We start from the raw sequence: 21,522 nt of genomic DNA on the forward strand, positions 1-21,522 counted from the left end.
CAGAAGGTCTCGGGTCGGGCCGGCGCGCGGGCTCTCGGCCGGCGCGCCAGCCGGTTGGTTCAGAAGTCGGCGGAAAGTCGGAAGTGCAGGCGCGTGTCCCCCACCCGGGTGACCTGGCCCTTCTCCAGCGGCCAGCCGAAGTCGAGATCGCCCGACACGTGGTTGGCCAGCCGCAGACGCAGGCCCGCCCCGACGCTGAGCAGGCCGTAGGCGCTCCTCTGCTCGGCCAGCGGATCGCTCAGCGACACCTGGCCGCCGTCGACGAAGGTCAGCACGCGCAGGTCGTCGAACAGCCCCCGCCCCAGCCGCGCCAGCGACGGCGAGCGCAGCTCCAGCGTGCCGACCACGCCGTTGTCGCCGATCGCCTCGCTGACCAGATAGCCGCGCACCGAGCCGGCCCCGCCGATCGCCATCTGCTCGTTGGAGATCAGCGGCTCGTTCGAAACCTGGCCGTCGACGCTGGAATAGAGCTGCAGCCCCTTGGGCAGGTTCCACAGGTAGTTGACCCCGCCGCGGAGGTAGGCGAAGCCGCCGGTGGCCCGGTAGCGCTTGGTGTCGAACTGGCTGGGCGAGCTGCCCAGCCCGCGGAAGGCGAACGTCCCGGTCAGGTCGAAGCCGAGCACGCCGCTGTCCCCGCTCAACGTGCCGGCGTAGCCCAACGCCAGCGGGAAATAGGTGATCGGCGCCCGGCTCACGCTGGCCGCCCCGCCGGCGGCCAGGAAGCGGGTGTCTTCCTTGAAGTCCTTGTAGGCCGCCGACAGGGTCAGCCGGTGATAGAGCCTGCTCGGCGCCGGCAGCGTCTTGGTCAGCACCCCGGTGACCGAATGGCCGTCGCCGAGCACGTTGGTCGACCCGACCGTGCTGACGTCGGAGTTGGACACCAGGCCGGTGACGTCCAGGCGCAGGGTGTTGCTGATCGGCAGGCCGTAGGAGGCGACATAGACCTCCGAGTCCTTCGGCCGCTGCGGCGCGATCGCGTAATAGGCCGACAACAAATGGCCCCGGCCCCACAGGTCGTCATAGCGCAGCGAGGCGGCCACACGGTCCTTGGTGGTGCTCTGGCTGTAGCGGTTGTTGAACTCCAGCGAGCCGTGCAGCGGCAGCTTGTCGTCGACCTTGAGATCGACGTCGACCGTGCCGGGCTCGGCCCCGGCCTTCAACTGCGGCGTCACCTGCCGGTCCGAGGAACGGGTGTTGAACGCGATCAGGTCGGCCGAGAAGGCGTCGAGGTTCGGGACCGTCCCCGGCTTCACCTGCGGCAATCCCTCGAGCACGCGGTCCCGCGAGGTGTGTTTGCCGCCGCTGATCGCCACCTGGCCGATCCGCGCCTCGGTCACGGCCAGCCGCACCCGGCCGCCGACCACGTTCTGCTGGGGGATCTCGACGAAGACCGTCTTCAGACCCTTGGCCTCGTAGGCTTTCTGCAGCGCCGCCCGGGCCTTCTCGACGTCGTCCAGGCTCTTGTCGGGGCCCAGGAACGGATACAGCGTCCGCTCGATCTCGGGGTCGCTCAGGGCGGTGTTGCCCTCGACGAAGTACTCGTTGATGTCGACGCGGCGCGACGCCGCGCCCTGCCCCGTTTCGGGGGCGGCCCCGGCCGCCTGCTCCTGCGCATGAACCGGCGCGACGGTCAGGCCGAGCGCGCTGGCGAGCAGCAGGACGCCCACTCCCTGGCGGCCAGGAGCAAGAGAGAACATCATTGCGAACAACCCCGATACAAGGCGGCAAAACCCCGGCGAGATGAATATAATCCACACCAAGCTCTCAAATATTGAGATTTATTGGCGGATCTTCTCGCTAAACCCCTCTCTATAGAGTCATTGTGACACTAATATTTACACAGAACTCATCATTTTATTCTTTTTAAAGGCATCACATATCGAAAAAAGAGAATCTCTATGGACAACAATACTTCTAATACTCGGAATCCGATCCTCCCTCGACCACAGCCCTCCTTCGCGTCAAGGACATCGGTTCGCCGAACCGGCGCGCATAGGCGCGGGCGAACACCTCGGGCGAACTGAACCCCAGGGCCGCCGCGATCTCCGCCTGGGTGCGCGCCTCGCGGTTGGTCAGCAGCCAGGCCCGCGCCTGGTCGAGGCGGGCGTTGACCACGAACCGGGCCAGCCGCTCGCCGGTCTGGGCCTGCACGGCCCGGCGCGCCGTGCTCTCGCTGACGCCGATGGCGGCGGCCAGTTCGGCCATGTCCAAGCGATGGTCGAGGTGGGCGGCGAGAAATTTGCGAAGGCGGCCGACGATGACTTCCGGCGCCGGGCCGGCGGACCGACCGTAGGCGCGAGCCGGCTTCGGCGCCTCGCCGTCGGCTCGCGCCTCGACGCGCCGCAGCGACGGGGCGCCCGCCGCGCCATACTCGTTGACCGGCGCAGCCCGAAAGCCGGCCTCGCCGTCGCAAGGGGGCTGGAAAGCAATCGCATTCGACACTGGAAACGCCTCCTAAAAGGAAGTCGTCACCACCGGCGAAAACGCGAAACGTCTTTCCGAATTTTTCTCAGCTGAGAACGACGATGCCGCCCGGAAGGCTGGTCACGCTGGCGTTGGCGACCTGGCGGATCTGCGCCACGGCCCGGTCGAGGCGGGCGAGCTGGAAGGTTCCGGTGATCGGGAAGCCCTTCAGCGCGCCGGCGGCCAGGATGATCTTGCCCGGCCGGTAGCGATTGATCTCCTCGACCACCTCGCCGAGGGGCTGGCCGCTGAAGACCAGCAGGCCGCGCCGCCAGGCCTCGACCCGATCGAGATCGACCGGAAGGACGTCCCGCCTGGACTGGCCGTCGAAGACGATCTGCTGGCCCGGGCTCAGTTCGGTGACCTGCTGATGGGCGACGACCTTCACGCTCCCCGCGAGGCAGGCGACGCAGGCGCCCGCGTCAAGCAGGCGGACGCTGAACCGCCCTCGCCGTCCGATCGCTTCGCCCGCGCTGGTCGCGATGGCGACGGGACGCGCGGGGTCCGCCGCATCGACGGCGACCTCGCCGTCGACGAGTTCGAGGCGATAGTTCCGGGCGTCGTCCCTGCGCACGAGGCTCGTGCGGGTGTTGAGCTCGACGGCGAGGCCGTCGGCCACCTGGACGGTCCGACGCTCGCCGACGCGCGTGCGATAGTCGGCGCGAAGCTCGGCCAGCGAAGGCCACAGCCCGAGCGGCGGCCGCACGATCGCCGCTCCGGCGACCGAAGCGGCGGCGGCGGCCATGAACGCCCGCCTGCCCATGACCTCCCGACGCCGAGCCTTGGGCGCCGTCCGCCCCGCCTCGCCGACCGCGTCCTGTTCGACGATGGCGCGCCCCGCCTCGGCCAGCCGGCGGCGCAGCTTCACAGCGTCGCTCAGCGCCTGGGCGTGGGCCAGCCCCTGCGCGCGCCACCGCATCAGCGCGTCGGCTTCCTCCGAGGTCATTTCGCCCGAGCGGAGACGACAGACCCACGAGAAGGCCTCGCGAGCCAGCGCCTGCCGGTCGAAGCTGTCGTCGCGGTCGATCATGGCCGCCTGAATCTATCGTGCCGCACCGGCGCCGCCATCCATGAACAAACTCTCCCCTTCATGATTTAGACGTCTCACGAGGCTCGGGAGCGAAATGGATTATCTTCGCCCTGCCGAACCGTTCGGCGATCAGGTCGCCGGCCTTCTTCATCTCGATCTGGATCATCCGCATCGATAGACCGTAGCGCTCCGCCAGGTCGCGGTGGCTCGCCCCGTCCACCAGGGCGGCGAGGAACATCTCGCGCCGCCGCTGCGGCATCTCGTCCAGCACCTTGCGCAGCAGCTGCAGGTCCGACCGCGCCTCGGCGACCTCGGCGGGACCGGGCCGGTCGTCGGGCGTCTCCAGCGCCGCCTCGATGGCCTGGGTTTCGACGATGCTGAGCCGCCGCCGCTCGGTGCGGCGCCGCGAGTTGGCGACGTTCATCGCCATGCGGAAGAGATAGCCCTTGGGATTGTGGATGGTCTCCACGCGTCCGCCTTCGCGCGCGAGCTGCAGGAAGGTGTCCTGCAGGGCGTCGCCCGCCGCGTCCGCCGAGCCGAGCCGAACCGCCAGGCGTCGGCGGAGTTCGTCGTACTCGTCGACGAACATCCGGCGCAGAGCCGTCCAGCTCGATTCCGACACCGTCAGAAGCCCCTCGCGCGCGTCATCGAACGCTCGGGATCGAAGCTGACGGGCAAGATGACGGCGAGCCTTTCCGGCAAGGGCGACGGGATGGCGGGCATGGGCTGGGCGCGCCAGACGGTCGCCACCGCCTCGTCGTCCAGTTCGGGCGCGCCCGAGCTGCCGGCGACCTGGACCGACAGGACGTCGCCTTGCCGGTCGATCGCCAGACGAATCAGCACGACGCCCGTCGGGCGCCGCCCGGCGGAAGCCGCCGGCGCGCGCCGATAGGCCGAGATGTGGTCGAGCAGCCGCCGCCGATACTCGTCGCTCGCCGACGGATCGACGGCCGTGGCCGGCGACGGCGCGGCCGTCTGAACCGCTGCTGCGGCGCCGGCGGCGGGCGGAGCGGGCGGCGATGACGACGGCCCCGACGAAGGCCGGCTCTCGGCCGCGGGCGTCGCATCGGCCCCCTTGTCCGGAGACCGCGCGCCGCGCGAAGGCGCCGTCGACGAAACCGGCTGCAGCGCCGAAACCAGGGTCACGCTGATTGCGGGGGCGGTGTCCGTCTCGGCCGTGCTGGCGCCGTGCTCGCCGCCTCGCGCCAGGGCGACGGCCGCCGCGAGAACGGCGGCATGGACGCTCAGGGACAGAAGGGCGCCGGCCAGAACGGGGCGCTTAGGCGACCGGCGAGGTCGCTCCAGCGGATCTCCGACAGGGTCCAGTAAGCGCATGTCGCACGGATACAGGGCTGGCTCGACCAAGTGTCAAGTCCCCGTTTGTAAAGACCTTTTTCGTGACGGATTGCGTCATGAAACGTGACATTTTCTAGAAGAGCGACCTTCGAACCCGGCCCGGTCAGAGCGCGACGACGGCGATCCGGATTGGTTGGGGCATATCCGCCGGCGGCGGCTGCTTGATCGTCGTCCCCTCCAGCGCGCGGCGTATGGCGGCGTCGAGCCTCGGCCGCCCTGTCGAGCGAAGGAGCTGCGCCTGCCGGACGCGGCCGTCAGCGTCGATCCAGATGTCGATCTGAAGGTCGAAGGTCCGCGCGCCGATCTCCTCGTCCCGCGCCAGGGCATGCTTGACCTCGCGCAGGACCTGATGGCCGTAGGCGCTGAAATCCGGCTTGCGCTCGGCGCCCGCCGGCAGGTCGACATGCAGCGTGTCGAGGACCATCACGCCGACGCGGCCGCCGCCCAGGTCGGCGACGTCGTCCCCGCCCCCCGCCGTCGCGTTCGCCGTGCTCGCCGCCAGCAGGGTGACGTCCTGGGGGCCGGTGTAACGGATCGCCAGATCGGCCCCGGCGATGAGCATCCTCAGCGCCGCCTCGGGAGTGAACAGGCCCACCACAGGCGCCGACCTTCGCCCGGCCGCCAGCCGGCTGTCGCAGATCACTTCGTTGCCGGTCACCGCGCTATAGGTCTGCAACGCGGCGGCCAACGGCTGAGCCGGGATGTTGAACAGCTGCACCTTGCGTTCCGTCGTCGAAGCGCCGGCTTCGGACGCCGACGCCCCAGGCGCGGCCGCATCCGCCGCGACCGCCAGCATCACGAGGAGGACCGCCAGCCTCAGGGCTGCGACGCCAGCCCGTCGCCGAGGCCCGCACACGTTACGGCGCCTCGAGGCTCCCGTCCGCGCAAACCCGCGCCCCTCGTCATGGACAACGCCGCAGGCCCGGCGGGCGGCGCACGGCGCCAAGCCCTTGAAGGTCTGGAATCGACCCATGCGGACGCTCGATCACCTCGTTAAGCCGGCTTATCGAGGGGACACTTAGCACCGAAACCGACGAAGGCGAGCATCGGCGGGCCGGGCGAACGCCCGCGTCGTCACCAGTCCACGCCCAGGCTGAGCTGCGCCACCCGGCCCGGAATGATGTCGTAGGCGCCGGCGCCGTAAAGGTCGTAGCCGTGGACGCCGCCGATGTTCGTCACCGCCAGCCGCAACTGCGCGGGGTGGGAGGCGATCGTGAAGGCGTAGCGCGAACCCAGGTCGACCAGCGTGCGCTCCGGAACGTGGACGCGGTCGTCGGTGCTGGCGGCGCGGCGGCCGAGATAGGTCGCGCCCGCGTCCAACGACACGCCCGCGATCCACGGCATGCGCCATTCGACGTTCAGGCCGAGACGGACGCGAGGCTTATCGACCGGATCGGTCCCGACGAGCCCGAGACGCACGGCGGCGCCCTCGACCTTGGGGTCGCTCAGCACCGCGCCCGCCACGACGTCGAGGCCAGGCGCGGCCGCGCCCGAGAGGCTGAGTTCGACGCCCCGGTTCTCCACCGATCCGAGCAGGGTGAAACGATTGGCGGCGTCGAACTCGAAATAGGGCTTCTTCAGGTCGAACACCCCGGCGACGAGACGAAGCTTCGGCGACAACGCAAGGCGGAGCCCCGCATCGGCCTGCTCGGTCTTTATGGCGGGCAAGGGCTCGTTGCGGTTGGCGGCGCTGCTCGGCGCCGCGCCGCTGTCCTCCAGGCCGCGGGCGTAGCTGGCGTAGAGGTCGAGGCGCCGGTTGAGGTGGACCGCGCCGGCGAGGCTGTAGAGCCAGGGGTCGGCGTGGGTCGAGGCCGAGCTTCCGCCGGCGAGGCCGACATCCTTGGCGTAGTCGGTCTTCTGGAGGCTGACGCTCAGCTCGCCCACCCCGCGCCAGCGTCCCTCATAGGCGAGACCGACCGTGCCCTGGCGGATATGGTCGCGGTTCTGCGCCGAGAAGACGAAGGTCGGCCGAGGCGCCGCCTGGCGCTGGCCCAGCGCGATCGGGCCCAGGTCGATCACGTCGCCGCCGCCATAGGTCCGCTCGCGGTCGCGGCCGCGCAGGGTCAGCACGATCTCGTGACGCCACGCCTCCCCGGCGAAGCTTCGCGACACGCGCAGCTCGCCGCTGGTCGAGGCATTGTAGGCGTGCGGATCGACGATCACGACCTGATCGGCTTGGCCGCCGGGGGTGAGGCTGGTGAGGAGGTTTGCGAACGCGATCGGATCGTCGCGCCCCGAACGGAACACCCCCGCCTCGACCCGCCATTCCGGGCCGGGCGCCCAGCGGCCCAGAATCCCGTAATTGTAGCGCTCGCTGCGGCTTTCGGCCCACAGGGGGCCGTTGAAACGGCGGCGCTCGATATGCGGCGGCAGGTAGTCGCCGGCCGTCAGGTAGAGGGGCGGCGCCTGCGAGGCGTAGACGTCCGCATGGCTCCAGAACGGCGTCAGTTCGAGCGAGTCCGCCGGCCGCCAGCGCAGGATCAGCGTCTCCGCCCGCGTGAGGTCGGTGGTGTCGTTGTAGTAGCTCTCGCGGTAGCCCGCGAAACCCGCACCCAGCGACAGCTTGTCCTCGATCAGCGGGAGTTCGGCGTCGGACTCGGCCGTCAGGAACCCGTAGCTGTCCGCCGAGACGAAACCGCTGGCCTTGAAGACATCCCCGGGGCGCCGCAGCGCATAGTCGACCACGCCGGTGGGCGCCGGGAACGGAAAGCCCTGAGCGGCGATGCCGACGCGGATGGTGGTCGCGCGCTGCAGGCGCGGCGAAGGTTGCCACACGGGATCGAAGTAGAGGCCGTCCAGGCGGGCGTTGCCGGCGTCCAGCGCCGAGAAGCCGCGGACATTGTCGGGATCGTAAAGGCCCACCGTCTCGCGGCCGACGCTGACGCCGAAGGCGTCTTCCGCGGCCTTGACCGCGTTCTCCGACGCACGCTGCGCCAGCGCGGGCGCGGCGGCGAACGACAGCAGGCCGACCACGCCCCACAAGATCAAACGTCCAGACTGCACCGAAGGGCGCCCCGCGCTGACGAAGCCGACAGGATCGCGGCATCCGCGCCATGCTCTTGACGACCGGCGGCCCGTGGGACAATTCGGAACGCTGGCCAGATTGTTGAGGCAGGCTCAAGTATGACCGCTCGCGCGTCCCTGACGCTTTCGCTGCCGGCGCTGCGCACCTTCGAGGCGGTCGCGCGCCTGGGCGGCCTCACCGCAGCGGCCGACGAGCTGGGTCTGACCGTCTCGGCGATCAGCCACCAGCTGCGCGGCCTGGAAGGCGCCATCGGCCTTTCCCTGCTCCGCCGCCATGGACGGGGCGTGGCCCTCACCGAACGGGGCGCGGCGTTCGCCGCCGAGCTCGAACAGGCGTTCGCCGACATCGACGTTGCGGTGGACCGCCTTCGCAGCGCGCGGCCGACCCTGACCGTCACCGTCCAGCCGTCCTTCGCGGCGCGGTGGCTGATGCCGCGCCTGCACCGCTTCGACGCCATCGCGCCCGGCGTGGACCTGCGGCTCTCCACGACGCCGCGTCTGGTCGAGCTTGGCCGCGAGCGCATCGACTGCGCGATCCGCCTGGGCCCGGGCGGCTGGCCCAACGTCGCCGCGCGGCTGCTGACGCCGCAGCGCGAGGGGCCGGTCGCGCGCGTCGGAGGGGGGCAAGACCCCGGCGCGATGCCGCGCATCCTCCTGCAGGGCCGCGTCGATGAATGGGCCGCTTGGGCGGATCTTCCGACCGGAGCCGGGGCGCGGACGGTGTCCACGCGCGAACTGGTCGTGGAAGCCGTGCTGGCCGGGGCCGGCGTCGGCGTCCTCGACACCCTCATGATCGAGCCCGAGCTGGCGCGCGGCGAGGTCAGGCTGCTCGCCCCGCCGCGCCCGACCTCATGGAGCTACTACTTCGTGACGTCGCAGGACGAAGTGGTGAAGCCGATCGTGCGCCTGTTTGGAGACTGGCTGAGCGGCGAGGCCGCGCTTTCCTCGGCCTGAGGCCGGTCCGCCCGCCCACGCGGGCCGCCCGCCTTGAATTCCGGCGCCGCCGTGATAGCCCTGACCGAAACATAACGACGTTCATGCAGTGTCGATATGAAGCTGGCGGCCCTGGCTGCGGCGCTCCTCGCTCTCCTGACGTCGGCGGCGGGCGCGCAGGCCGTCGGCAAGACGGTGGACGCCGCCGATCTCATGGACCTGAAGGGGTCGACAGCGCACGGATATCGCCGGACGGCGTCGACAAGGTCATGAAAATTCTCACTGCCGAGCAGAACGCCTCCGGTGTTGCCGTCAAAAACCTATGCTATTGATTTTCAACGGTTTTTCCGCGAGATTTTATTTCAAGATCTCGCCATCTATCGCCAGCAACGGAATCTGGCGTCGGCCGTGAAGCCATCGATCTCGGTGCGGGCAGCCGAGGTGAGGCGCCCGCCATTAACGCGAAGCAACGCCATCGAGGCGACTGTAGCTGACCTCCATGCCATGCTCCATTCCAGTCGCGAGCATCTTCGATCGCACGTCAGCGTCGGGCAGCGTCATCCTTACCGTCATCAGCGTGCCGGCGCCGTCCGCCTCGAATGTTGTCTCCACGTGGTTGTCGGGCGTCGGGTCAGGCAGGTGCATCCGTTCCACATGAACGATCCGATGGAACGGCGAGAGTTCGATGAACTCGCCGGTGAGGTGAAAGCCGTGGCCCTTGCCGTCGGACCATTCGTAGCGGATTTGGCCGCCCGGACGCGGGTCACTGACGCATTTGGGCATCGTCCAGCCATCTGGTCCAAGCATCCACGCTTGGATCAGGGCGGGTTCGATGTGCGCCCGGTAGACCGCCTCGGGGGGTGCAGCGAAGCGGCGCTTAATGACGATGTTGCGATCGCCCTCGGTTGTCAGCGTCAGCTTGCTCATGGGTTCTTCTCTTCGGGTTGTTGGGTGATCTCGGCGAGGACCGCATCGAGGCGGTCGTAGTTGGCGTCGAGCGCGTCGCGTAGCGCACCCAGCCATTGATCGACCGCTTCGATGCCCTCGCGCGCCAGGCGGCACGGGCGACGCGTTCCGTCGACCGATCGGACAATCAAGCCAGCTTCAGTCAGAACCTTGAGATGCTGCGAAATGGTCGGCTGCGCCAAGGCAAACGGCTTTGCCAGCTCGGTGGCCGTTGCATCGCCGCGAGACAAGCGGGCGAGTATCGCCCGCCTCGTTGGGTCGGCCAGAGCTTGAAAAGCGTCGCTGAGATTGATCATCGCAAGCCATCTATATCGTTATTTAACTATATAGATAATTTACGATCTTTGCGCAAGGGCGTTTGCCGCATCCATCCACAAAGCTCGCGGAGCCGAAAATCGGCGCCCTTCGATCTCATCCCCCGGGCGACGCATTGGTTCGAGCGCGACGGCGAGGTCGAGTGCAGCACCATGTGGGCGAACTCGGTCCCATCTTCGATCACCCACCTCCGAATGGAGGACGATCAGGCCTGACCGGCCCACCCGCATCAAATTCCCTGGGGGAGGCACGCTCGGACTTTATCAGCCGCGCCATGAGCGGCCTTAGCCGCCGGCGAAAATTCAAAATGTGCGGATAACGTTAGAGGCCTATCGACGATGATCGAGTGATCCCATCTCGCAGCACTATCCCTAACGATCCCACGCCCACCCTTTTCTACGCTCCCCTACTCCCACTCGATTGTGCGCCGACACCATAACTGCTTGATTTTCCTAATCAAAATATTTTTTCAGTTTTCGAATGCCGCTGCACATGCCGTCAAAAAGTCGGGCTGTTGATTTCATTGGGATTTTTACGCCCCTCCCAGACACTCGCATTTCCAGATCAATCGCTACCTTTCGCCCCGTTCGTCGCTTTTTCGGCGGCTAGGAAGGCTTAGACCACACCATAGATGCGGTCTGAAAATACCGTCACTCCATTGTCTGTTTCGGTGGCAAACAGACTAACGCGCGTGCCGAATTCTCGATAGCCCTGACGACCATGCTACCCCACCCGTGCGAAGGCTGCTGCACCCTTCGGTCGGGAGACCGGCCGAACAGGGTTTGCACCAACCAGCGCAAGCGATAGCGCACCCGCTGCGTTGCCATCACCACCAAACATCGCCTCGATGCCTTTGACGCAAACCATCACGTTCTCGTCAGCGAGCCGATAGTAAACCTGCTTTGAGGCGCGACGCGTCTTCACGATATCTGCGCGCCGTAGTTCGGCGAGCTGCTGGCTGAGCGCAGGCTGGCCGATTCCGGTCGCCTCGTCGATCTCGCTCACGGTGTGTTCGCCATCGATCAGCCGCGACAGGATCATCAGCCGCTGCGGCTGGGCGTAAATCTTGAGGCGCTCAGCGGCGACATCTGCTGCAGACCGAGAGGAATATAGCGTCACTTCGCGTCCGCCGTCGTCTGATAGAACCAGTGTTCGTCGTCTCCGGCCAGCACGGCGTGTTGATCCTGCGGCGGAGTGACAAGCAGGTCATCGCCCGGATGCCAGCCTTCGGGTGCCAACACATCGTCAGCAGCCGTTCGCTTGAGCGCAGCGACCATACGGAGCATTTCGTCGACTGAGCGCCCGACATTCAGGGGATACCACGTCATCGCCCGGATCACGCCTTCGGGATCAATAAAGTAGGTGGCCCGCACCGCCGATGAATCGTCCGAATGCGGCTCAATCATCCCATAGGCGCGGCCGATCGCCATGGATGGATCCTCGACGATAGGAAACGGGATGGTGACGGCGAACTTCTGTCGGATCGCACGAACCCAGGCGAGATGCGAATAGAGGCTGTCTACCGACAGCCCCAGCAATCCGCAGTCTAACGCGGCAAAGGCTTCAGCAGCCCTCGTGATGCTGACGAATTCGCTCGTGCAGACCGGCGTGAAATCAGCCGGGTGCGAGAAGAACACCAGCCACTTTCCGCGATAGTCTGACAGCCGAACCTCGCCGAGTGTCGAGCGCGCCTGAAACCCAGGCGCAGTGTCACCAATGCGAAGGGGACGCTGGAGGGACGCTGCAGGGGGAAGATTCGAGTCAGTCATCATTGCTGGTTGGCATCCCAATTGGATTGACGCAACTCAGATACACGATTACACACATATTGTAATTGATAAATTCCGAGTCGGAGCACCTCATGAGCGATCCCCATCTGGAGCAAGCAGCCGCTATCATCGGCGACGCGCATGGCGGCTCCGGTCAGCGCCCCGTCGTAAAGAGCTTCTTCGACGAGCCCACCAACACCGTCAGCTATGTCGTCTACGATCCAGCGACCCGCGAAGCGGCCGTCGTAGACAGCGTGCTTGATTACGACCCTGCAGCGGGTCGCACTTCGTTCGCGTCGGCGGATGCCATCATCGCCTATGTGCAGGCCGAGAAGCTGTCGGTAACTTGGCTGCTGGAAACGCACGCTCACGCCGATCATTTATCGGCTGCGCCGTATCTCAAGGACAAGCTTGGCGGCACGCTCGCCATCGGTCGCGAGATCATCCACGTCCAGAATGTCTTCGGAAAGATCTTCAACGAAGGCACCGAGTTCGCACGCGACGGGTCGGAGTTCGACCGGCTGTTCGAGGACGGTGACCGGTTCCAGATCGGCGGGCTGGAGGCCATCGCGCTTCACGTGCCCGGCCATACGCCCGCGGACCTGGCCTATGTGATCGGCGACGCTGTGTTCACCGGCGACACCCTGTTCATGCCCGACTACGGCACGGCGCGCGCCGACTTCCCCGGCGGCGATTCCCGCCAGCTGTATCGCTCGATCCGTCGCCTGATGGCGCTGCCCGAGCGCACGCGCCTGTTTCATTGCCATGACTACAAGGCCGCCGGACGCGACACCTTCGCCTGGGAGACCACCGTCGGGGCCCAGCGCGCGGGCAATGTCCATGTCCATGAAGGCGTCGGCGAGGACGAGTTCGTGGCCATGCGCGATGCGCGCGACGCCACCCTGTCCATGCCCAAGCTGATCCTGCCCTCTATCCAGGTGAACATGCGCGGCGGCCATCTCCCCGAGCCGGAATCGAACGGCACCCGCTACCTCAAGATTCCGCTGGATGTCTTGTGATGGGTGACGTTTTCGCCAACGCCATGCCGGTCCAAGGGCTAATCGGCGGCCTGATGATCGGCACGGCCTCCGCCATCATGTTGTTAGGCCTGGGTCGGATCGCCGGCGTCAGCGGTCTGGCGGCGCGGGCCACCGGGATCACCGTCGATGGTGCGCCCCGTCCGCTGGCAATCGCCTTCGTGGTCGGCCTCCCTCTGGGTGCCCTGCTGGTCGCCCTGATCCTTGGACCCGTCGAGGAACGGTTCGAGCAAGGTTTGGCCGCTCTCGTCATCGGTGGCCTGGTGGTCGGATTCGGCACCCGGCTCGGCAGCGGCTGCACCAGCGGACACGGCGTCTGTGGCATGTCGCGGCTCTCGGCGCGGTCCCTGGTGGCGACGGCGACATTCATGGTCATGGGCTTCGCGACCGTCGCCGTCATGAACGCCATGGGGCTGGGACAATGAAGCGCCCGATCGTCTTCGCCCTGATCGCGGGAGCACTGTTCGGAGCCGGCCTGGCCGTGTCGGGCATGGCCGATCCGCAGCGCGTGCGGGGCTTCCTTGATTTGTTCGGTGCCTGGGACCCGACGCTCGCCTTTGTCATGGGCGGTGCCCTGATCCCCATGGCCATCGCATGGCGAGTCCAGAGGCGGATGACTTCGCCCATGGCCGCTGATCGGTTCGCCCTGCCCACCGCGCGCGATCTCGACCCCCGCCTGATCGGCGGGGCCGCCCTGTTCGGTATCGGCTGGGGCATCGCCGGGCTCTGCCCCGGTCCCGCAATTGCCGACCTCGCCATCGCCCCCGTTCCCGCCGCCATCTTCGTCGTGGCGATGCTGGGCGGGATGATCCTGCACCGCCTGCTGCCCGCCGCTCCTGTGAAGCAGCCAACCCTGGAGACATCCAATGTCTGACACCCAATCCGCCGTCGGCCTGCCGCGCCTGAACGCGCCCGCTCCGAACTTCTCGGCCAAGACCACCCACGGCGATCGTTCGCTGGCCGACTACAAGGGCAAATGGTTGGTGCTGTTCTCGCACCCGTCCGATTTCACGCCCGTCTGCACCACGGAGTTCATCGGCTTCGCTGGAGTGGCCGCTGAGCTGAAAGGCAAGAACTGCGAACTGCTGGGCCTGTCGATCGACAGCATTTTTTCCCACATCGCCTGGACACGGAACATCGCCGAGAAGTTCGGTGTCGAAATCCCGTTCCCGATCATCGAAGACCTCAAGATGGACGTGGCCCGCGCCTACGGCATGATCCACGAGGGGGCCAGCGACACCTCAGCCGTGCGCGCCACCTTCGTGATCGATCCCGAAGGCGTGCTGCGGGCAATGCTCTACTATCCGATGAGCAACGGCCGCTCGATCCCCGAGATCGTCCGTCTGGTCACCGCCATGCAGACGAGCGACGCCAATGGCGTCGCCACACCTGCGGGATGGCAGCCGGGCGACGACGCCATCGTCTCGCCACCGAAGACCGTGGAAGCGGCCAATGCCCGCGAGGGCGAGGGCTTCAAATACACTGACTGGTATTTCTCGACCCGCCCGATCGCAGCCTGACCCCCGGAGCCGGCGCGGTCACTACGGACGCGCCGGCTCGCTTCCAACGCAAGGACACTCACCGTGAAAAACATGGGAACGCTCGACCGGGTCATCCGGCTCGCCGCCGTCGCCGCCGTCATCGGAGCCTATGGCCTGGGGCTCATCAGCGGGACCCTCGCCCTGATTCTTGGAGCCTTCGCGGTCGTCCTTTTGCTGACCAGCCTGACCGCGACCTGCCCGGCCTACATGCCGTTCGGCCTGTCCACGCGGCCCCGGCACCGCTGAGCCATTATCCGAACATCCCCGTTCAAGGACGATCGTCATGCCGTTCAAGGCCCTCACTCCCTCTCTTTCGGTTTCGCCACAGCTCAGCGAAGCGGACCTCGCCGAGGCGGCCCGCGACGGCTTTCGCGCGATCATCGACAACCGACCGGACGGCGAGGAACCGGGTCAGCCGAGCGCGGCCGAGATGCAAGCTTTGGCCGCGTCCCATGGCATGGGCTTCGCCCATGTGCCAACGGTAGGCGGAAAGATCAGCGACGAGGACGTCGCCCTGATGGCGCACGCCCTTTCACGTCTTGATGGCCCCGTGCTTGCCTACTGCCGCACCGGGACACGCTCGACGACGCTATGGGCTCTATCCCAGGTGGGGGCTCAACCGGCTGAAGTCCTGATCGCGACCGCTGCCGGAGCGGGCTATGATCTTTCAGCGCTGCGTCCCCGGCTGGAAACCCGGATGACCGCCCCGATCGGCGCGCAGGCCGAGCAGGCCGATGTGGTCATTGTCGGCGGAGGTTCGGCCGGTCTGGCCACGGCCGCCTCGCTTCTGGAACGCGATCACAGGCTCAACATCGTGGTGATCGAGCCGCGCGAGACCCACGACTATCAGCCAGGCTGGACCATGGTGGGCGGCGGGGTGTTCGACGTGAAGGACACCCGCAGGGCAGAGGCGTCGGTGATCCCGGCGGGTGTGCGCTGGATCAAGGGCGCGGTCGCCAGCTTCCAACCGGAGCGCGATCAGGTCACGCTGGAGGACGGCAGCACGGTCGGCTACCGCGCCCTGGTCGTAGCGCCCGGCAACACCTTGGACTGGGCCGCAATCGACGGCCTGCCCGGGACGCTCGGCAAGAACGGCGTCACCTCCAACTACAGCTACGAGACCGCCCCCTACACCTGGGACCTGGTGCAGACCCTGAAGCATGGCAGCGCCCTGTTCACCCAGCCGCCCATGCCGATCAAATGCGCCGGCGCGCCGCAGAAGGCGATGTATCTGTCCTGCGACCACTGGCTGCGAACGGGCGTGCTCAAGGACATCGACGTCGAGTTCCACAACGCGGGCGCCGTCCTGTTCGGCGTGAAGGAGTTTGTGCCGCCGCTGATGGAATACATCGGCCGCTACGGGATCGACCTTCAGTTCGAGTCCACCCTGATCGCCGTCAACGGCTCCGACCGCACGGCCACCTTCAGAGAGAAGGCGGGCGAGGTCACAAAGTCCTTCGACATGATCCATGTCACGCCGCCGCAGAAGGCCCCGGCCTTCGTGGCGCGTAGTCCGCTTGCCAATGAGGCGGGCTATGTCGATGTCGACCAGGCCAGCCTCCAGCATGTCCGTCATGCGAACGTCTTCGGCTTGGGCGACGGCGGTTCGACCCCGAATGCCAAGACCGTGGCTGCGGCGCGCAAGCAGGCGCCGGTCGTGGCCGAGAACCTGATCGCCGTCCTCACCAACAAAGCTCCGACCGCCATCTACGACGGCTACGGCTCCTGTCCGTTGACGGTCGAGCGCGGCAAGATCCTGCTCGCCGAGTTCGGCTATGGCGGCAAGCTGCTGCCCAGCTTCCCCAGCTGGATCATCGAGGGCACGAAGCCGCAGCGCCTGTCCTGGCTGCTGAAGTCCGAAGGCCTGCCGTGGATATACTGGAATGCGATGCTAAAGGGCCGCGAATGGATGGCCGGTCCCCAACACCGTGACGCCGCATGACCCTCGAACCGATTCAATACCTCCTCGGTGCCTTGTCCGGGGGTCTCGTGGGCTTCACGCTCGGTCTGGTGGGGGGAGGCGGATCAATCCTGGCCGTCCCTCTGATGGTCTACCTGGTCGGCGTCCCCAGCCCGCACGTGGCGATCGGCACCAGCGCACTCGCAGTCGCGGCGAACGCAGCAGCGGGGCTGATGAACCATGCGCGCAACGGCACCGTAAAGTGGCGCTGCGCGCTGATGTATGCCGGTGCCGGCATTGCCGGAGCCTTCGCAGGCTCCACCGTCGGCAAAGCCTTCGACGGGCAGAAACTGCTCTTCCTGTTCGCGATCGTCATGGTGGTTGTGGGTGTCCTCATGCTGCGAGGCCGCGGCGACATCGGCAACCCAGGTGCGGAATGTAACCGCGAGAAGGCACCCAAGGTTCTGGGCTATGGTCTCGGCACGGGCGTCTTCTCCGGATTCTTTGGGATCGGAGGCGGGTTCCTGATTGTACCCGGCCTGGTCGCCTCGACAGGGATGCCGATCCTCAACGCGATCGGATCATCGCTCGTCGCCGTGACGGCCTTCGGCCTGACAACGGCGCTCAACTACGCCTTCTCCGGCCTGATCGACTGGCCCCTGGCGGGCATCTTTGTCGTCGGCGGCCTCGTCGGCAGCTTCGGCGGCGCGCTCGCAGCCAAGAAGCTCTCGGGCACCACAGGCCTGCTGACGACGGTCTTCTCAGTGCTCATCTTCGTTGTTGCCGCCTACATGCTCTGGAAGAGCGCGGGCGCATTTTTCGGGACAACCGCCAGTGTTTGATCATCTCGATCCCGTCATACTGGCGCGCATCCAGTTCGCCTTCACCGTCAGCTTTCACTTCATCTTCCCCTCCTTCTCCATCGGCCTCGCCAGCTACCTGGCCGTCCTCGAGGGGCTTTGGCTGAAGACTGGCAAAAGCGTCTATCTGGACCTGTTCAAATACTGGCTGAAGATCTTCGCCGTGGTCTTTGCCATGGGTGTCGTTTCCGGCATCGTCATGTCCTATCAGTTCGGGACGAACTGGTCGGTCTTCTCGGTCAAAACCGGGCCAGTGCTCGGCCCCCTCATGGCCTATGAGGTCCTGACCGCCTTCTTCCTTGAAGCGGGGTTCCTGGGGGTCATGCTGTTCGGCATGAGCAAGGTGGGCCGGAAGCTGCATTTTGCAGCGACCTGTATGGTGGCGCTGGGCACCTTCATTTCGGCCACCTGGATTCTCAGCGTGAACAGCTGGATGCAGACGCCGACCGGCTTCGAAATCAATGCAGCGGGTCAGTTCGTTCCGGCCGGATCATGGCTCACGATCATCTTCAACCCCAGCTTCCCCTACAGACTCCTGCACACCCTCATCGCCTCCTACCTGACAACCTCGCTCGTCGTAGGGGCTGTCGGTGCATGGCACCTGCTGAAGGACCGCAACAACCCCTATGCCCGCAAGATGTTCTCCATGGCCATGTGGATGGCGGCCATCGTGGCTCCGATCCAGATCTTCGCGGGCGACCTGCACGGCCTAAACACGCTGGAGCACCAGCCTGCCAAGGTCATGGCGATGGAGGGACACTATGAAAGCCATCCCGATGGTGCGCCGCTGATCCTGTTTGGCATTCCGAACAGCGCCGAGAAGCGCGTCGACTACGCCATCGAGATCCCCAAAGCCTCATCCCTGATCCTGAAACATGACTCGAACGCGCCGCTGGCCGGGTTGGACACGATCCCCGATAACCGCGAACCCCCGGTCGCCATCGTCTTCTGGTCCTTCCGCGTGATGGTCGGCCTCGGCTTCGCGATGCTGGGCCTCGGGGTGATCAGCCTCGTCGCCCGTACCCGTCGATCGCTATACGACTGGCCGCTGCTGCACCGGCTCGCCATCCTGATGGGGCCGACCGGTTTTGTGGCGGTCATCGCGGGATGGATCACGACCGAGGTGGGGCGACAGCCTTATACCGTCTATGGTCATCTGCTGACGGGGCAATCCCACTCCCCGCTCGCGGCCCCGGCCGTTGCGGCTTCGTTGATCGCCTTCGTGGTCGTCTACTTTTTCGTGTTCGGCGCTGGCGCCTGGTATCTGCTGAAGCTGATGGGCCACACACCCCAAGCCCATGAGACCGAACCGCCACAAACGCCGATTCGGTCCGCTGGCATCACACCCGCACCCGCGCTTGATGGCGCACCCCGACCGGCGGAGTAAGCCATGACCTATGCACTCGATCTGACGGTCATCTGGGCCTTCATCATCGCCTTTGCCGTGTTTGCCTATGTCGTCATGGACGGCTTCGATCTCGGGATCGGCATCCTGTTTCCCTTCTTCGCCGTGGGCGAGGAACGGGATCAGGCCATGAATTCGATCGCTCCGGTTTGGGACGGCAATGAGACGTGGCTGGTGCTGGGCGGCGGCGGGCTCTTCGCGGCCTTTCCGCTCGCCTACGGCATCATCCTGCCCGCCACATATCCGCTGATGATCGCGATGCTGCTGGGCCTCGTGTTTCGCGGCGTCGCGTTCGAGTTCCGGTGGCGCGATCCACGCCACCGGGCGCTCTGGGACGTCGCGTTCACCGTCGGCTCGGTCGTCGCCGCTATGGCGCAAGGCATGATCTTGGGCGCGATCCTTCAGGGGGTCACCGTCGTCGAAAGCGTCGAGGCCGGGGGCTGGGCGTATGCCGGGGCCTGGCTCGACTGGCTGACCCCGTTCAGCCTGCTGACCGGCATTGGTGTGGTCGCCGGCTACGCGCTTTTGGGCGCGACCTGGCTGATCTGGAAGGTCGAGGGCACGGCCCAAGGTCATGCCGTGCGGCTGGCGCGCATCCTCGGCGTCGCGACGCTCAGCGGCATGGCCGCCGTCAGCGCCGCAACGCCCTTCCTCGACTACGCCTACTGGGAGCGCTGGTTCGAGATGCCGGGGGTTCTCCTGACCGCTCAGGTTCCGATCCTGGTCGTGATCGCGGGGCTCTTCTTCTTCCGCAGCCTGAACAAGGGGTCGGAACGCCTGCCCTTCGCCATCGCGCTCGGCCTATTCCTGCTTGGCTTCGCGGGCCTTGGGATCAGCCTCTTTCCCTACATCGTGCCCGACCAGATCACGATCTGGGACGCGGCGGCGCCCGCGTCGAGCCAGTTGTTCATGCTGGTCGGGACCGTGATCATCGTCCCCATAATCCTCGCCTATACCGCCTGGGCCTATTGGGTCTTTCGCGGCAAGGTCGGCACGCACGGGTATCATTGATGGACGAAGTGCCTCTTTGGAAACGGCTGCTATGGATGTTCGCGATCTGGACCATGAGCGTCGCCGCCCTCGGTATCGTCGCGCTCGTTATCAGGACCTGGCTAAACGCTTAGATTCTGCATTCTGTCAATTAAGTGAGGCCGCCCATGACGAATGCCCAATCCGACGCCTCCGAGACCCCTCAGCCCGAGGACTGGGCGGGTGAAATGGGCACCCGATGGTTGGCCGGCATCGACCAGTTTGAATCGATGATCGCGCCGATCGGCGACGCCCTGCTAGCAAGAGCGTCTTTCAAGACCGGGGAACACGTCCTCGATCTGGGATGCGGTGGCGGGGCGAACAGTCTTACGATCGCAGAGTCGGTCGGCCCGGGAGGGTCCGTCACCGGCATCGACATCTCGCCCGACCTGATCGCCAAAGCTCGCGAACGGGCCGAAGCCGCCGACACTCGCAATGCGACATTCGAATGCGGCGATGCGGCGTCCTATAAGCCGGAGGCGGCCTTCGACAGGATGGTCTCCCGCCTTGGCAGCATGTTCTTCCCGCACCCGGTCGAAGCCTTTTCCAATTTGCACGGCTGCCTCAAGCAGGGCGGTCGACTTGACCTCGCGGTCTGGGGTCCGCCTCGTGACAATCCCTGGATGATGGAAATGATGGCCGCACTGCGACGTCACATCGACGTGCCGCCGGCTGTGCCTCGCGCGCCGGGGCCGTTCGCCTTCGAGGACACGGATTACTTAAGAACCGTCCTGGAAAACGCGGGGTTCGCCGATATCGACATCATCGCCTACCATGGTCTGCAACCGATTGGTGGGGTGGGTGCCTCGCCGGATGTCGCGGTTAACTTCGCCATGTCTTCATTGGCTGCGGGCCGTCTAGTCCAACACGAGGACGAGAGTCTTCAGCACCGCGTTCGGGAAGATTTGCTCACGGTGTTCGGTCACCATCATGTCGAAGGACAAGGCGTGATGATGGCAGGCAAGGCCTGGCTCGTCTCCGCGTCAACGTAATCCGCCGGCAACGATCCAGCCGCGTTGCCAATCCCTTGCAGAGAAAACACCGGAAGTTAGAAGGGCAGGACCAATAGACGGCCTCCGCACACCGAGCCGGCATCCGTTGAGCGGGGATTAAAGCCAATGTCTGTCCAGCGCCTACGCAATATCGTCCAATTGTCTGTTCAGACCCTCTTTCGCCAGATCGCGGGTGGGCGCGTGGAATGCGAGAGCGAAGCGACCCTCCAGCTCCACCTCGGGCGTATCATCGCCACGGCCGCCGACCTCGAAATTATAAGCGAACGCGAGACCTTCTCGGTCCAGTTGGAAAAGCGCCTGCTCGGCGCAGGTGGCAAACGCGGCCGCATCGATGTGTGGTTCCGGATCACAGATGACGAGGGTCGTCAGTGGCGATGCGCGATCGAGCTGAAATTCTTCAAACGCAAAAATCACCGCGAACCCAACAATCGCTATGAGGTTTTCAAGGACATCGCGCGCCTTGAAAGTTGCGGCGACGTCGCGGATGTCGGCTTCATGATCGTCGGCACAGACCATCTGCATTACGTCAGCAACGAGGCCTATTCCGGAGCGACTAGCGACTTCGACTTTCGCAACGGAGCGACATATCAGGCCGGAAAGACCCTGAGCTACAACACCGGCAGCGACTTCGGCCCGCCCATCACGCTAGCCCGCGACTACCAGTTCCAGTGGGCGGAGGGTACGACTTCGCTTCATTATCTCTTGGTCGAAGTGTCACCGACGCCATGAACCCAGTAGCGTTCGCCCTCAGCGCCCTTGCTTTCTCAATGATGGCGACGCCCGCCCGTGCGGACCCCTGCGAAGGTCGCCTGCCCTCTCAGCCGGGGCAGCAGTTTGCGGGAACAGTCCGCTATGTCGGTGTGTGAATCGGCGTGGAAAAT

Annotated in this window: 25 protein-coding genes; 14 read left to right on the forward strand and 11 right to left on the reverse strand. The window is 66.0% G+C overall.

Annotated elements, in window-relative coordinates; all coding sequences use genetic code 11:
• Window positions 1-59: 59 nt before the first annotated feature.
• From C5708_RS15845 to C5708_RS15875, 7 genes are all read right to left on the reverse strand, one after another.
• Complete coding sequence (locus C5708_RS15845; RefSeq protein WP_242922623.1) at window positions 60-1,700, reverse strand: ShlB/FhaC/HecB family hemolysin secretion/activation protein; 1,641 nt, start codon at window positions 1,698-1,700, stop codon at window positions 60-62.
• A gap of 214 nt (window positions 1,701-1,914) precedes the next feature.
• A complete protein-coding gene (locus C5708_RS19575) occupies window positions 1,915-2,442 on the reverse strand; it encodes an AraC family transcriptional regulator (RefSeq protein ID WP_242922624.1) in 528 nt (175 codons plus the stop codon).
• A gap of 67 nt (window positions 2,443-2,509) precedes the next feature.
• The gene (locus C5708_RS15855; RefSeq protein WP_242922626.1) at window positions 2,510-3,493 is read right to left on the reverse strand and encodes a FecR domain-containing protein; all 984 of its coding nucleotides are present in this window, start codon (window positions 3,491-3,493) and stop codon (window positions 2,510-2,512) included.
• 58 nt (window positions 3,494-3,551) lie between these two features.
• Window positions 3,552-4,115 (reverse strand): RNA polymerase sigma factor, encoded by a 564-nt coding sequence (locus C5708_RS15860; protein ID WP_242922628.1) that lies wholly within the window; start codon window positions 4,113-4,115, stop codon window positions 3,552-3,554.
• Window positions 4,116-4,117: 2 nt separating this feature from the next.
• On the reverse strand, window positions 4,118-4,858 hold the full coding sequence (locus tag C5708_RS15865) for an energy transducer TonB (protein ID WP_242922630.1): 741 nt from the start codon (window positions 4,856-4,858) through the stop codon (window positions 4,118-4,120).
• A gap of 94 nt (window positions 4,859-4,952) precedes the next feature.
• Complete coding sequence (locus C5708_RS19490) at window positions 4,953-5,645, reverse strand: TonB family protein (protein ID WP_278254007.1); 693 nt, start codon at window positions 5,643-5,645, stop codon at window positions 4,953-4,955.
• Window positions 5,646-5,923: 278 nt separating this feature from the next.
• On the reverse strand, window positions 5,924-7,852 hold the full coding sequence (locus tag C5708_RS15875) for a TonB-dependent receptor (RefSeq protein WP_242922631.1): 1,929 nt from the start codon (window positions 7,850-7,852) through the stop codon (window positions 5,924-5,926).
• A gap of 120 nt (window positions 7,853-7,972) precedes the next feature.
• Between C5708_RS15875 and C5708_RS15880 the strand changes: the two genes are divergently transcribed.
• Both C5708_RS15880 and C5708_RS15885 read left to right on the forward strand, forming a co-directional pair.
• Window positions 7,973-8,827 carry a LysR substrate-binding domain-containing protein gene (locus tag C5708_RS15880; protein WP_242922632.1) on the forward strand — a complete coding sequence of 285 codons (855 nt, stop codon included), beginning with the start codon at window positions 7,973-7,975 and terminating at the stop codon, window positions 8,825-8,827.
• 96 nt (window positions 8,828-8,923) lie between these two features.
• The gene (locus C5708_RS15885; protein WP_242922633.1) at window positions 8,924-9,079 is read left to right on the forward strand and encodes a hypothetical protein; all 156 of its coding nucleotides are present in this window, start codon (window positions 8,924-8,926) and stop codon (window positions 9,077-9,079) included.
• A gap of 183 nt (window positions 9,080-9,262) precedes the next feature.
• On the opposite strand, the gene C5708_RS15890 is transcribed toward C5708_RS15885, so the two are convergent.
• From C5708_RS15890 to C5708_RS15905, 4 genes are all read right to left on the reverse strand, one after another.
• Window positions 9,263-9,733: an SRPBCC domain-containing protein gene (locus C5708_RS15890; protein ID WP_242922634.1), complete on the reverse strand. Its 471-nt coding sequence runs from the start codon at window positions 9,731-9,733 to the stop codon at window positions 9,263-9,265.
• Window positions 9,730-10,068 carry a metalloregulator ArsR/SmtB family transcription factor gene (locus C5708_RS15895; RefSeq protein WP_242922635.1) on the reverse strand — a complete coding sequence of 113 codons (339 nt, stop codon included), beginning with the start codon at window positions 10,066-10,068 and terminating at the stop codon, window positions 9,730-9,732. Before C5708_RS15895 ends, C5708_RS15890 begins: the two co-directional genes overlap by 4 nt.
• Before the next feature lie 742 nt (window positions 10,069-10,810).
• Window positions 10,811-11,206 carry a metalloregulator ArsR/SmtB family transcription factor gene (locus C5708_RS15900; RefSeq protein WP_066667256.1) on the reverse strand — a complete coding sequence of 132 codons (396 nt, stop codon included), beginning with the start codon at window positions 11,204-11,206 and terminating at the stop codon, window positions 10,811-10,813.
• A complete protein-coding gene (locus C5708_RS15905; RefSeq protein ID WP_066667254.1) occupies window positions 11,203-11,859 on the reverse strand; it encodes a peroxiredoxin in 657 nt (218 codons plus the stop codon). The genes C5708_RS15900 and C5708_RS15905 overlap by 4 nt, the downstream gene beginning before the upstream one ends.
• 89 nt (window positions 11,860-11,948) lie before the next feature.
• Here C5708_RS15905 and C5708_RS15910 point away from each other — a divergent pair, with 89 nt between their 5' ends.
• From C5708_RS15910 to C5708_RS15965, 12 genes are all read left to right on the forward strand, one after another.
• Window positions 11,949-12,875 (forward strand): MBL fold metallo-hydrolase, encoded by a 927-nt coding sequence (locus C5708_RS15910; protein WP_242922636.1) that lies wholly within the window; start codon window positions 11,949-11,951, stop codon window positions 12,873-12,875.
• Window positions 12,875-13,318 carry a YeeE/YedE thiosulfate transporter family protein gene (locus C5708_RS15915; protein ID WP_242922637.1) on the forward strand — a complete coding sequence of 148 codons (444 nt, stop codon included), beginning with the start codon at window positions 12,875-12,877 and terminating at the stop codon, window positions 13,316-13,318. The genes C5708_RS15910 and C5708_RS15915 overlap by 1 nt, the downstream gene beginning before the upstream one ends.
• Window positions 13,315-13,767 (forward strand): DUF6691 family protein, encoded by a 453-nt coding sequence (locus tag C5708_RS15920; RefSeq protein ID WP_242922638.1) that lies wholly within the window; start codon window positions 13,315-13,317, stop codon window positions 13,765-13,767. The genes C5708_RS15915 and C5708_RS15920 overlap by 4 nt, the downstream gene beginning before the upstream one ends.
• Window positions 13,760-14,413: a peroxiredoxin gene (locus tag C5708_RS15925; protein WP_069321259.1), complete on the forward strand. Its 654-nt coding sequence runs from the start codon at window positions 13,760-13,762 to the stop codon at window positions 14,411-14,413. The genes C5708_RS15920 and C5708_RS15925 overlap by 8 nt, the downstream gene beginning before the upstream one ends.
• Window positions 14,414-14,485: 72 nt before the next feature.
• Entirely contained in the window at window positions 14,486-14,680 is a 195-nt protein-coding gene (locus C5708_RS15930; protein WP_242922658.1) for a DUF2892 domain-containing protein, read from the forward strand.
• 37 nt (window positions 14,681-14,717) lie between these two features.
• Entirely contained in the window at window positions 14,718-16,376 is a 1,659-nt protein-coding gene (locus C5708_RS15935; protein WP_242922640.1) for a bifunctional protein tyrosine phosphatase family protein/NAD(P)/FAD-dependent oxidoreductase, read from the forward strand.
• The gene (locus C5708_RS15940) at window positions 16,373-17,176 is read left to right on the forward strand and encodes a sulfite exporter TauE/SafE family protein (protein WP_242922642.1); all 804 of its coding nucleotides are present in this window, start codon (window positions 16,373-16,375) and stop codon (window positions 17,174-17,176) included. The genes C5708_RS15935 and C5708_RS15940 overlap by 4 nt, the downstream gene beginning before the upstream one ends.
• Window positions 17,169-18,581 carry a cytochrome ubiquinol oxidase subunit I gene (locus tag C5708_RS15945; protein WP_242922644.1) on the forward strand — a complete coding sequence of 471 codons (1,413 nt, stop codon included), beginning with the start codon at window positions 17,169-17,171 and terminating at the stop codon, window positions 18,579-18,581. The genes C5708_RS15940 and C5708_RS15945 overlap by 8 nt, the downstream gene beginning before the upstream one ends.
• 3 nt (window positions 18,582-18,584) lie before the next feature.
• Window positions 18,585-19,610, forward strand: a complete 1,026-nt coding sequence (gene cydB, locus C5708_RS15950; protein WP_242922646.1) for a cytochrome d ubiquinol oxidase subunit II — start codon at window positions 18,585-18,587, stop codon at window positions 19,608-19,610.
• Window positions 19,610-19,723, forward strand: coding sequence for a DUF2474 domain-containing protein (locus tag C5708_RS19495; RefSeq protein ID WP_278254008.1), 114 nt, complete (start codon window positions 19,610-19,612; stop codon window positions 19,721-19,723). The genes cydB and C5708_RS19495 overlap by 1 nt, the downstream gene beginning before the upstream one ends.
• 33 nt (window positions 19,724-19,756) lie before the next feature.
• The gene (locus C5708_RS15960; RefSeq protein WP_242922648.1) at window positions 19,757-20,620 is read left to right on the forward strand and encodes a class I SAM-dependent methyltransferase; all 864 of its coding nucleotides are present in this window, start codon (window positions 19,757-19,759) and stop codon (window positions 20,618-20,620) included.
• A gap of 126 nt (window positions 20,621-20,746) precedes the next feature.
• Window positions 20,747-21,370, forward strand: a complete 624-nt coding sequence (locus C5708_RS15965; protein WP_242922650.1) for a hypothetical protein — start codon at window positions 20,747-20,749, stop codon at window positions 21,368-21,370.
• Window positions 21,371-21,522 lie beyond the last annotated feature (152 nt).

Source organism: Caulobacter sp. CCUG 60055, assembly GCF_022750545.1.
Taxonomy (GTDB): domain Bacteria; phylum Pseudomonadota; class Alphaproteobacteria; order Caulobacterales; family Caulobacteraceae; genus PUIC01.

Coding starts and splice junctions, on each gene's coding strand:
- C5708_RS15845 (WP_242922623.1), bottom strand. CDS start 1,700: ATGATGTTCTCTCTTGCTCCTGGCCGCCAGGGAGTGGGCGTCCTGCTG.
- C5708_RS15855 (WP_242922626.1), bottom strand. CDS start 3,493: ATGATCGACCGCGACGACAGCTTCGACCGGCAGGCGCTGGCTCGCGAG.
- C5708_RS19490 (WP_278254007.1), bottom strand. CDS start 5,645: ATGCTGGCGGTCGCGGCGGATGCGGCCGCGCCTGGGGCGTCGGCGTCC.
- C5708_RS15880 (WP_242922632.1), top strand. CDS start 7,973: ATGACCGCTCGCGCGTCCCTGACGCTTTCGCTGCCGGCGCTGCGCACC.
- C5708_RS15885 (WP_242922633.1), top strand. CDS start 8,924: ATGAAGCTGGCGGCCCTGGCTGCGGCGCTCCTCGCTCTCCTGACGTCG.
- C5708_RS15890 (WP_242922634.1), bottom strand. CDS start 9,733: ATGAGCAAGCTGACGCTGACAACCGAGGGCGATCGCAACATCGTCATT.
- C5708_RS15895 (WP_242922635.1), bottom strand. CDS start 10,068: ATGATCAATCTCAGCGACGCTTTTCAAGCTCTGGCCGACCCAACGAGG.
- C5708_RS15905 (WP_066667254.1), bottom strand. CDS start 11,859: ATGATGACTGACTCGAATCTTCCCCCTGCAGCGTCCCTCCAGCGTCCC.
- C5708_RS15910 (WP_242922636.1), top strand. CDS start 11,949: ATGAGCGATCCCCATCTGGAGCAAGCAGCCGCTATCATCGGCGACGCG.
- C5708_RS15915 (WP_242922637.1), top strand. CDS start 12,875: ATGGGTGACGTTTTCGCCAACGCCATGCCGGTCCAAGGGCTAATCGGC.
- C5708_RS15920 (WP_242922638.1), top strand. CDS start 13,315: ATGAAGCGCCCGATCGTCTTCGCCCTGATCGCGGGAGCACTGTTCGGA.
- C5708_RS15925 (WP_069321259.1), top strand. CDS start 13,760: ATGTCTGACACCCAATCCGCCGTCGGCCTGCCGCGCCTGAACGCGCCC.
- C5708_RS15930 (WP_242922658.1), top strand. CDS start 14,486: ATGGGAACGCTCGACCGGGTCATCCGGCTCGCCGCCGTCGCCGCCGTC.
- C5708_RS15935 (WP_242922640.1), top strand. CDS start 14,718: ATGCCGTTCAAGGCCCTCACTCCCTCTCTTTCGGTTTCGCCACAGCTC.
- C5708_RS15940 (WP_242922642.1), top strand. CDS start 16,373: ATGACCCTCGAACCGATTCAATACCTCCTCGGTGCCTTGTCCGGGGGT.
- cydB (WP_242922646.1), top strand. CDS start 18,585: ATGACCTATGCACTCGATCTGACGGTCATCTGGGCCTTCATCATCGCC.
- C5708_RS19495 (WP_278254008.1), top strand. CDS start 19,610: ATGGACGAAGTGCCTCTTTGGAAACGGCTGCTATGGATGTTCGCGATC.
- C5708_RS15960 (WP_242922648.1), top strand. CDS start 19,757: ATGACGAATGCCCAATCCGACGCCTCCGAGACCCCTCAGCCCGAGGAC.
- C5708_RS15965 (WP_242922650.1), top strand. CDS start 20,747: ATGTCTGTCCAGCGCCTACGCAATATCGTCCAATTGTCTGTTCAGACC.